Origin of the sequence: Neisseria sp. P0014.S009 (assembly GCF_051958155.1) — a bacterium.
Classification (GTDB): Bacteria; Pseudomonadota; Gammaproteobacteria; order Burkholderiales; family Neisseriaceae; genus Neisseria; species Neisseria flavescens_C.
Map to the genome: position 1 here is coordinate 1 of NZ_JBQCVS010000026.1, position 7,767 is coordinate 7,767.

The window sequence follows — 7,767 nt, forward strand, 5'->3', positions numbered from 1 at the left end:
ATTAGGAGCGGAAATAGACGAAAACCTGTGTTTGGATTTCGGCTGTCGGGGGAAGGGCTTTTTTGCAAAGGTCTCAGCCTATATTTCCTGCGGGAAAGGCGCGCCTTCGGGATGTTTGTAGCGGTTGTACATAAACAAATATTGTTCCGGAAAACGGCGTATCCAATATTCGGTATTTTCATTGATCACGCGCGCATCGTTCTCCTTATCGCCGTTCAATTCGCCGCGCAAAGGCTCGATGTGCAAGACAAAGCCTTTGCCGTCGGGCAAACGCTCGCCGCAGAAAAACAAAGCCTTTACGCCTTTGACTTGCGCCAGCTTGCCAGCCAACGTCATGGTATAGGCAGGTTTGCCGAAAAAGTCTACCCACACGCCGTCGCCGCCTTCTTCCGGAGACGGCACATGGTCCGGCAACACAATGGTCGCTTCGCCGCCGCGCAGCGCTTTGATGATTTGTTTGACGCCCTGAATGCTGGTCGGCGCAGTCTTACCCTTGCCGCGCACGCGCCCTGCCTGCATCACCGCATCAAATGCCTTGATTTTCGGCGGCTTGTACATCGCCGTCAGCGGAAACGGCAGCTGCTGGCTGATGTAGCGGCCCGCCAAATCATAGCTGCCGATGTGCGGCGTGATAAACAGCAAACCCTCGCCCGCACTCAAGGCCGTCTGAACATATTCCCAACCGTTGACGTTGACAAACAGGTTTTCAATTTCCTCAGGCCGTCTGAAAAACGCCACCGGCAATTCCAAGCCGCCTTTTGCCGTTTCACGGAAAACTTTTTTCACCGCCTCGTCCGTCGGGTTCAATCCGGCAAGTGTCATGTTTTCGAATACCCGCCGGCGATCTTTCGACAGCAAGCGGAAACCCAAACTGCCCAGCAGGTTGCCTAATTTGTGCAACCAAGCCAAAGGCAGCGCGGCCAAAAATTTAAAAACAAAGGTAACAAGCGTTTGCATAAGGTTTTACCAAAATGAAGTGGACAGATTGTAAACGAAACAGGCCGTCTGAACAAAACAGACTTCGGGCAAATATATTGCGGCACACCTGCTTTTCTGCTACTATCCGCGCTGCATTAAGAGTTGGGAATTCCATGCCAACCTGCTTTTCGGAAAGAAAGGTAAGGTGGACGGTTGAAAAACCGATGTGGCTCGCCAGAGCAATCCAAACCCGCTTAATGCGGGAATTTTTTTGCCTGTAAGAAACGTGCAACAGGATTCCGAAACAGCAGACAAGTGCGAATGTTTCTCACTTGTATAGAGAAAAAGCGGAGTTTTTGTTATGATTTCCGCTGTCCGAAATAAAAGGCCGTCTGAAAACACAGCAGCCTGTTTTTAATGAAAGAATAGCAATGAGCGAATATCTGTTTACTTCCGAATCGGTATCCGAAGGCCATCCGGATAAAGTTGCCGACCAAGTATCCGATGCGATTTTGGATGCCATCTTGGCGCAAGACCCCAAAGCGCGTGTCGCCGCGGAAACCTTGGTCAACACAGGCTTGTGCGTATTGGCAGGCGAAATCACCACTACCGCCCAAGTGGACTACATCAAAGTCGCCCGCGAAACCATCAAACGCATCGGCTACAACTCCTCCGAGCTGGGCTTTGATGCCAACGGCTGCGCAGTCGGCGTGTACTACGACCAACAATCTCCGGACATCGCCCAAGGCGTGAACGAAGGCGAAGGCATCGACTTGAACCAAGGCGCGGGTGACCAAGGTTTGATGTTCGGCTATGCCTGCGACGAAACCCCTACCCTGATGCCGTTTGCCATCTATTACAGCCACCGCCTGATGCAACGCCAAAGCGAATTGCGCAAAGACGGCCGCCTGCCTTGGCTGCGTCCTGATGCCAAAGCCCAACTGACCGTGGTTTACGACAGCGAAACCGGCAAAGTAAAACGCATCGACACCGTCGTCCTGTCTACCCAGCACGATCCGTCTATCGGTTACGAAGAACTGAAAAACGCCGTGATCGAACACATCATCAAACCGGTTCTGCCGTCTGAACTGCTGACTGCCGAAACCAAATACCTGATCAACCCGACCGGCCGCTTCGTTATCGGCGGCCCGCAAGGCGACTGCGGTTTGACCGGCCGTAAAATCATCGTCGATACCTACGGCGGCGCAGCTCCGCACGGCGGCGGCGCATTCTCCGGCAAAGACCCGTCCAAAGTGGACCGTTCCGCCGCTTACGCCTGCCGCTATGTTGCGAAAAACATCGTAGCCGCCGGTTTGGCAACCCAATGCCAAATCCAAGTTTCCTACGCCATCGGCGTTGCCGAACCGACTTCGATTTCCATCGACACTTTCGGCACCGGCAAAATCAGCGAAGAAAAACTGATTGCCCTGGTTCGCGAACATTTCGACCTGCGCCCTAAAGGCATCGTCCAAATGCTCGACCTCTTGCGCCCAATTTACAGCAAATCCGCCGCCTACGGCCACTTCGGCCGCGAAGAGCCCGAATTTACTTGGGAGCGCACCGACAAAGCAGCCGCATTGAAAGCAGCCGCAGGCGTGTAAACTTCCGCATTTTAGGCCGTCTGAAAAGCAAAACGTTTTCAGACGGCCTTTTTCCTTATACAATAGCCACTTGAATTTCTATATACATTCTGAATAAAGGATACGGATTATGTTCGGCAAACAACTTTTTGAAGAAGTCAGCTCCAAAATCAGCGAAACCATCGCCAACAGCCCTGCCAAAGACATGGAAAAAAACGTTAAAGCCATGCTCGGCAGCGCATTCAACCGCATGGATTTGGTGACCCGCGAAGAATTCGACATCCAACAACAGGTTTTGATTAAAACCCGTACGAAACTGGCTGAATTGGAAGCCCGTTTGGCCAAACTCGAAGCCGCTCAAGAGCCTGAAGAAGCTGCTTTGAAAGCGGCCGAAGCTGCTGCAGAGGAAGCTGTTGCCGAAATCAAACAACAAACTGAAGCTGCCGAATAAGGCCGTCTGAAACATGTCGCTTGCTTTGGTTTACAGCCGCGCTTTAAGCGGCATGAATGCGCCGTTGGTCGAAGTGGAAGCCCACCTTGCCAACGGCTTGCCACATTTCAATATCGTCGGTTTACCCGATACTGAAGTCAAAGAAAGCCGCGACCGCGTGCGTGCCGCCATCATCCAAAGCGGCTTCGACTTTCCCGCCAAGAAAATTACCGTCAACCTCGCACCGGCCGACCTCCCAAAAGAATCCGGCCGTTTCGATTTGCCGATTGCCTTAGGCATTCTTGCCGCATCGGGACAAATTAATCCTGAAAAGCTCTCCCAATATGAGTTTGCCGGGGAATTGGCGCTGTCCGGCTTGCTGCGTCCCGTACGTGGCGCGCTGGCCATGGCATGGCAGGGAATGCAGGCCGGCCGTTCATTCGTCTTGCCGCAAGAAAATGCCGAACAGGCTGCCGTCATGCGCGGTATCGCGGTTTATGGCGCACGTTCTTTAGGCGAAGTGGCCGCCCATTTAAACGGCATCGAACCGTTGACACAAACCGAATGCAAGCTGACGCAAAGGCCCTCTGAACAAAGTAAAATTCCTGATTTAGCCGATGTTAAAGGCCAGCATACCGCCCGCCTCGCTTTGGAAATCGCAGCGGCAGGCGGACACAGCCTGCTGATGATGGGTCCGCCGGGTACAGGCAAATCCATGCTTTCGCAACGTTTGCCCGGTATCCTTCCGCCTTTGACCGAAGACGAATTGATCGAAGTATGGGCATTGCGTTCGCTCCTGCCCAACCATCAACAGCAACTTGACAGCAACCGTCCTTTCCGCAGTCCTCATCACAGTGCCAGCTCGGCTGCCATGGTGGGCGGCGGTTCAGACCCACGTCCGGGCGAAATTTCATTGGCGCATCACGGGGTGTTGTTTTTAGACGAATTGCCCGAGTTTGACCGTAAAGTATTAGAAGTATTGCGCGAACCTTTGGAAAACGGCGAAATCCATATTTCCCGCGCCGCACGTCAAGCTGTTTATCCAGCCAAGTTCCAACTTGTCGCCGCCATGAACCCCTGCCCTTGCGGCTATCTTGGCCATCCGTCCAAGCCTTGCCGTTGCACGCCTGAAAGCGTTACCCGCTACCGCAACAAAATTTCAGGGCCATTACTCGACCGTATTGATTTAACCATCGAAGTACCCAGCCTTTCTGCTGCCGAGCTGATGCAACAAGAAGCAGGCGAATCCAGTGCCACCGTATTGGAGCGCGTTACCGCCGCACGCAAAATCCAATACAACAGACAAGGCAAAGTCAATGCAGAACTGAGTGTCGGCGAACTCGATGGCAAAGCCCGCATCCAAAAAGAAGCACAAGAAGCCTTGGGAACCATGCTTGAAAAATTGTCCCTTTCCGCACGAAGTTTCCACCGCATCATGCGCGTTGCCCGTACGCTGGCCGATTTGGCAGGCGACGAAGAAGTTAGCAAAACCCATGTGATGAAAGCCATCGGCTTCCGTCGCGCCCTTTAACTTTTCAGACGGCCTGAATCTTTATGTTTAAGTAAAACTAGAGTAAACAAAGCATCAGGATTTTGCCGTCCATAACGGTTATTGATAAAATATCGAATCCAAACTCAGACAGTCTCCCTTCAGACCGTCTGAACACATTATTACAAGGTAAGTCATGAAAAAATCTACACAATATGGCAAAGGCTTGGCCGGTTTCTTTTTCGGCCTGATACTGGCAACAGGTATTATTGCCGGTATTTTGTTCTTCTTGAACCAAGGCAACCAAAACGTTTTCAAAGAGCTGACTCAGCCTAAACAAAGCGAAGAACCTGAAATCCTGAAACCTCAGGACAAAGCAGAGAAACGCCCAGCTACCGACACTTCATCTACCCAAGCAGATAAAGAAAAAGCCAAAGCTGAAAAAGAAGCGGCTGAAAAAGAAGCGGCAGAGAAAGAAGCCAAAGCAAAAGAAGCGGCAGAAAAGGCTGCCAAAGAAGCTGAAGAGAAAACGGCACAAGCAGAAAAAGAGGCTCAGGAAAAAGCCGATCGCGAGGCCAAAGAAAAAGCGGATAAAGCTGAAGCAGAAAAAGCCGAACGCGAAGCCAAAGAAAGAGCAGACAAAACTCCCGCCGACAAAGCCGAACGTGAAGCCAAAGAAAAAGCCGCAAAAGCGGAAGCAGAAAAAGAAGCCGCCAAGAAAAAACTGGCCGAGAAAAAAGCCGAATTAGAAAAAAAACGCGCAGAAAAAGCCAAAGCTGAAAAAGAAGCTGCTGATAAAACTGCAAAAGATAAAAAAGCGGCCGACCAACTGACCGACAAACAAAAAGAGCGTGCCGAGCGCAAATTGGCTGAGAAAAAAGCAGCCGAAGCCAAAAAACAAAACAAGCCGACACCTGAGCAAATCCTCAACAGCGGCAGCATCGAAAAAGCACGTAAAGCTACAAATGCCTCTGCAACAAAAGAAAGCAGCAACGCTGCAAGTAAACAGTCAGCAGAAAAAGCCGAAATAGCTGCCAACAGCGGTAAAAAAGCCTTCCTACAACTTGGTTCATATGCAGACCGCTCCAGCGCAGACTCACAACGTGCCAAACTGGCTATTTTAGGTGTTTCTTCCAAAGTGGTTGAATCGCAAAACGGCGACAAAACTATTTACCGAGTTCAAAGTAACACCATGCCGCAGGAAGCCGCTGTAAAACTGCAAAAAAACCTGCAAGGCCATAATATCAACAGCTTGATTCGTTCTACCAAATAATGGAATCACTGATGAAGCAGCGTATAAAACAAACCATTGCCGCACTCAGCCTGAGCCTGCTCAACCTGAGTGCGCAGGCTGCTACCGAAGGCGTGGACTATACCGTTCTTAGTCACCCTATCCCGCAGCAGCGAGCCGGAAAAATTGAAGTGCTAGAATTTTTCGGCTACTTCTGCGTCCATTGTTACCATCTCGATCCAGTTTTGTTGCAACATAGCAAAACCTTTGCCAAAGATGTTTCCTTACGGACAGAGCACGTCGTTTGGATGCCTGAAATGTTGGGTTTAGCCAAGGTGGCCGCAGCCGTCAATCTTTCAGGTTTGAAATATCAAGCCAATCCAGTCATCTTCAAAGCAGTTTACGAACAAAAAATCAACCTGGCCGATACCAATGTATTCCGATCATGGGCGGGTAGACAGACGGGTTTTGACAGTCAAAAACTGCTTCAAGCCTACAACAGTCCTGCTGCCGCATCGACTGCTGCAAAAATGCAGCAATTGACGGAAACTTATCGAATTGAAAACACACCAACTGTCATCGTCGGTGGTAAATACAAAGTCAATTTCAACGGTACCGACTGGAAAGCCGGTATGAAAACCATAGACGAGCTCATCGTCAAAGTCCGTCGCGAACAATCCTCAAAACCACTTTAACTATTCAACAAAAGAAAGACGGCCTCAAGGCCGTCTGAAAACTTATGGACATTCTGATTTTATTTAAAGCACTTATTCTCGGTATCATCGAAGGTTTAACCGAGTTTCTCCCTATTTCCAGTACCGGTCACTTGATTGTATTCGGTGACTTAATGAACTTTCAAAGCAACGGAAAAGTATTTGAAATTGCTATTCAACTCGGTGCCGTATTAGCTGTTGTATTCGAATACCGCCAACGATTTACCCATATCATAAAAGGACTGGGTAAAGAACGAACAGCCAATCGCTTTGTACTGAATTTATTTATTGCCTTCATACCGGCTGCGATTGTTGGCCTCTTATTCAGTAAACAAATTAAATTGCATCTTTTCAACCCGATTACTGTTGCTACCATGCTGGTATTAGGTGGCTTCTTCATTTTATGGGTTGAAAAATGCCAAACAACAGCCAAACCTAAAGTCAACCATGTCGATGATATGCGCCCAATTGACGCATTTGTTGTAGGATGCGCCCAAATTTGTGCCCTTATCCCTGGGACATCACGTTCAGGCAGTACCATCATGGGCGGTATGCTGTGGGGATTAGAACGTAAAACGGCTACCGAATTTTCATTCTTCCTTGCCGTACCGATGATGATTGCAGCCACAGGTTACGACATCTTAAAAAACTACAAACTTTTTACCTTACAAGATGTCGGACAAATTGCCATCGGTTTTATCGCAGCATTTATCGCCGGTTTGTTGGCAGTAAAAGCTTTGCTAAAATTTGTCTCCAGTAAAAACTATGTGCCTTTTGCCTACTATCGCATCGTATTTGGTGGTCTGATTCTCCTTACTTGGATGTTGGGCTGGGTTAGCTGGAGCGAATAATCCCTCTTCCCAAAGGACGTGCCCCCACGTCCTTTTCTTTACTTCCTCCCTTTCGATTAGGTTTCTACCCCGTAAAAGGCCGACACTCCGCATCATTGCCCCTAAATATCTCCTCACCGTCCGTACAGCTGCCCTTCCCCTTCATCTTCCCGCACACCACCGCCGTCAGCGACTCGTTCAAGCGTAATACCCTCGGCTCTGCCTCCCTATCCAGCGCCACCGCCTTCAGGGTAAACTTACCCTCCAGGATGCCCTTAGCCTGACCGCTCATCCTGATACAGAAACCGCCCGCCTCCTTCACCGGCAGCTCCGGCCACTTCGTCGACGTCAGCTTAAAGCTGCCCTTTTTCGCATAGAACTGCTCCATAAAGCGCGCATTTTCCAGCAGGGCGGCATGCGCCGCACGCAGGTTGGCCGCGCGGACCGATTCCCGATAGGCCGTAAAGGCCGCCGTCGCCACTATCGAAGCCAACAGCATCACCACCAACAGCTGTATCAAAGAGTAGCCCCTCTGCACAGTTGCCCCATCCCGTTTTCCGTCAAATGCATTTGAGT

General features: G+C 50.2%; 8 protein-coding genes and 1 riboswitch. Of the genes, 6 read left to right on the forward strand and 2 right to left on the reverse strand.

The features are described 5' to 3' along the window. Positions 1-78: 78 nt before the first annotated feature. Positions 79-957, reverse strand: a complete 879-nt coding sequence (locus ACTHS4_RS11215) for a lysophospholipid acyltransferase family protein (protein ID WP_070825933.1) — start codon at positions 955-957, stop codon at positions 79-81. Positions 958-1,065: 108 nt separating this feature from the next. After that, a riboswitch (SAM-I-IV-variant riboswitch) is annotated at positions 1,066-1,176 on the forward strand. 173 nt (positions 1,177-1,349) lie between these two features. Between ACTHS4_RS11215 and metK the strand changes: the two genes are divergently transcribed. From metK to ACTHS4_RS11245, 6 genes are all read left to right on the forward strand, one after another. Continuing rightward, entirely contained in the window at positions 1,350-2,519 is a 1,170-nt protein-coding gene (gene metK / locus ACTHS4_RS11220) for a methionine adenosyltransferase (protein WP_070825934.1), read from the forward strand. Positions 2,520-2,628: 109 nt separating this feature from the next. After that, positions 2,629-2,949, forward strand: coding sequence for an accessory factor UbiK family protein (locus ACTHS4_RS11225; protein ID WP_003684455.1), 321 nt, complete (start codon positions 2,629-2,631; stop codon positions 2,947-2,949). A 13-nt stretch (positions 2,950-2,962) separates the two neighbouring features. Continuing rightward, a complete protein-coding gene (locus tag ACTHS4_RS11230) occupies positions 2,963-4,459 on the forward strand; it encodes a YifB family Mg chelatase-like AAA ATPase (RefSeq protein WP_070825935.1) in 1,497 nt (498 codons plus the stop codon). Between the two features lie 154 nt (positions 4,460-4,613). Continuing rightward, a complete protein-coding gene (locus ACTHS4_RS11235; protein WP_440365950.1) occupies positions 4,614-5,690 on the forward strand; it encodes an SPOR domain-containing protein in 1,077 nt (358 codons plus the stop codon). A gap of 11 nt (positions 5,691-5,701) precedes the next feature. After that, entirely contained in the window at positions 5,702-6,343 is a 642-nt protein-coding gene (locus ACTHS4_RS11240; protein WP_070825937.1) for a thiol:disulfide interchange protein DsbA/DsbL, read from the forward strand. Between the two features lie 44 nt (positions 6,344-6,387). After that, positions 6,388-7,212 (forward strand): undecaprenyl-diphosphate phosphatase, encoded by an 825-nt coding sequence (locus ACTHS4_RS11245; protein WP_070825936.1) that lies wholly within the window; start codon positions 6,388-6,390, stop codon positions 7,210-7,212. Between the two features lie 64 nt (positions 7,213-7,276). Here the strand turns inward: ACTHS4_RS11245 and ACTHS4_RS11250 are convergent. Next, positions 7,277-7,767: type IV pilin protein (locus tag ACTHS4_RS11250; protein WP_440365951.1), on the reverse strand; the 491-nt coding region annotated here is incomplete at its 5' end.

Bases quoted from the DNA above. Each gene is read 5' to 3' on its own strand.
- ACTHS4_RS11215 (WP_070825933.1), bottom strand. From the start codon at position 957: ATGCAAACGCTTGTTACCTTTGTTTTTAAATTTTTGGCCGCGCTGCCT.
- metK (WP_070825934.1), top strand. From the start codon at position 1,350: ATGAGCGAATATCTGTTTACTTCCGAATCGGTATCCGAAGGCCATCCG.
- ACTHS4_RS11225 (WP_003684455.1), top strand. From the start codon at position 2,629: ATGTTCGGCAAACAACTTTTTGAAGAAGTCAGCTCCAAAATCAGCGAA.
- ACTHS4_RS11230 (WP_070825935.1), top strand. From the start codon at position 2,963: ATGTCGCTTGCTTTGGTTTACAGCCGCGCTTTAAGCGGCATGAATGCG.
- ACTHS4_RS11235 (WP_440365950.1), top strand. From the start codon at position 4,614: ATGAAAAAATCTACACAATATGGCAAAGGCTTGGCCGGTTTCTTTTTC.
- ACTHS4_RS11240 (WP_070825937.1), top strand. From the start codon at position 5,702: ATGAAGCAGCGTATAAAACAAACCATTGCCGCACTCAGCCTGAGCCTG.
- ACTHS4_RS11245 (WP_070825936.1), top strand. From the start codon at position 6,388: ATGGACATTCTGATTTTATTTAAAGCACTTATTCTCGGTATCATCGAA.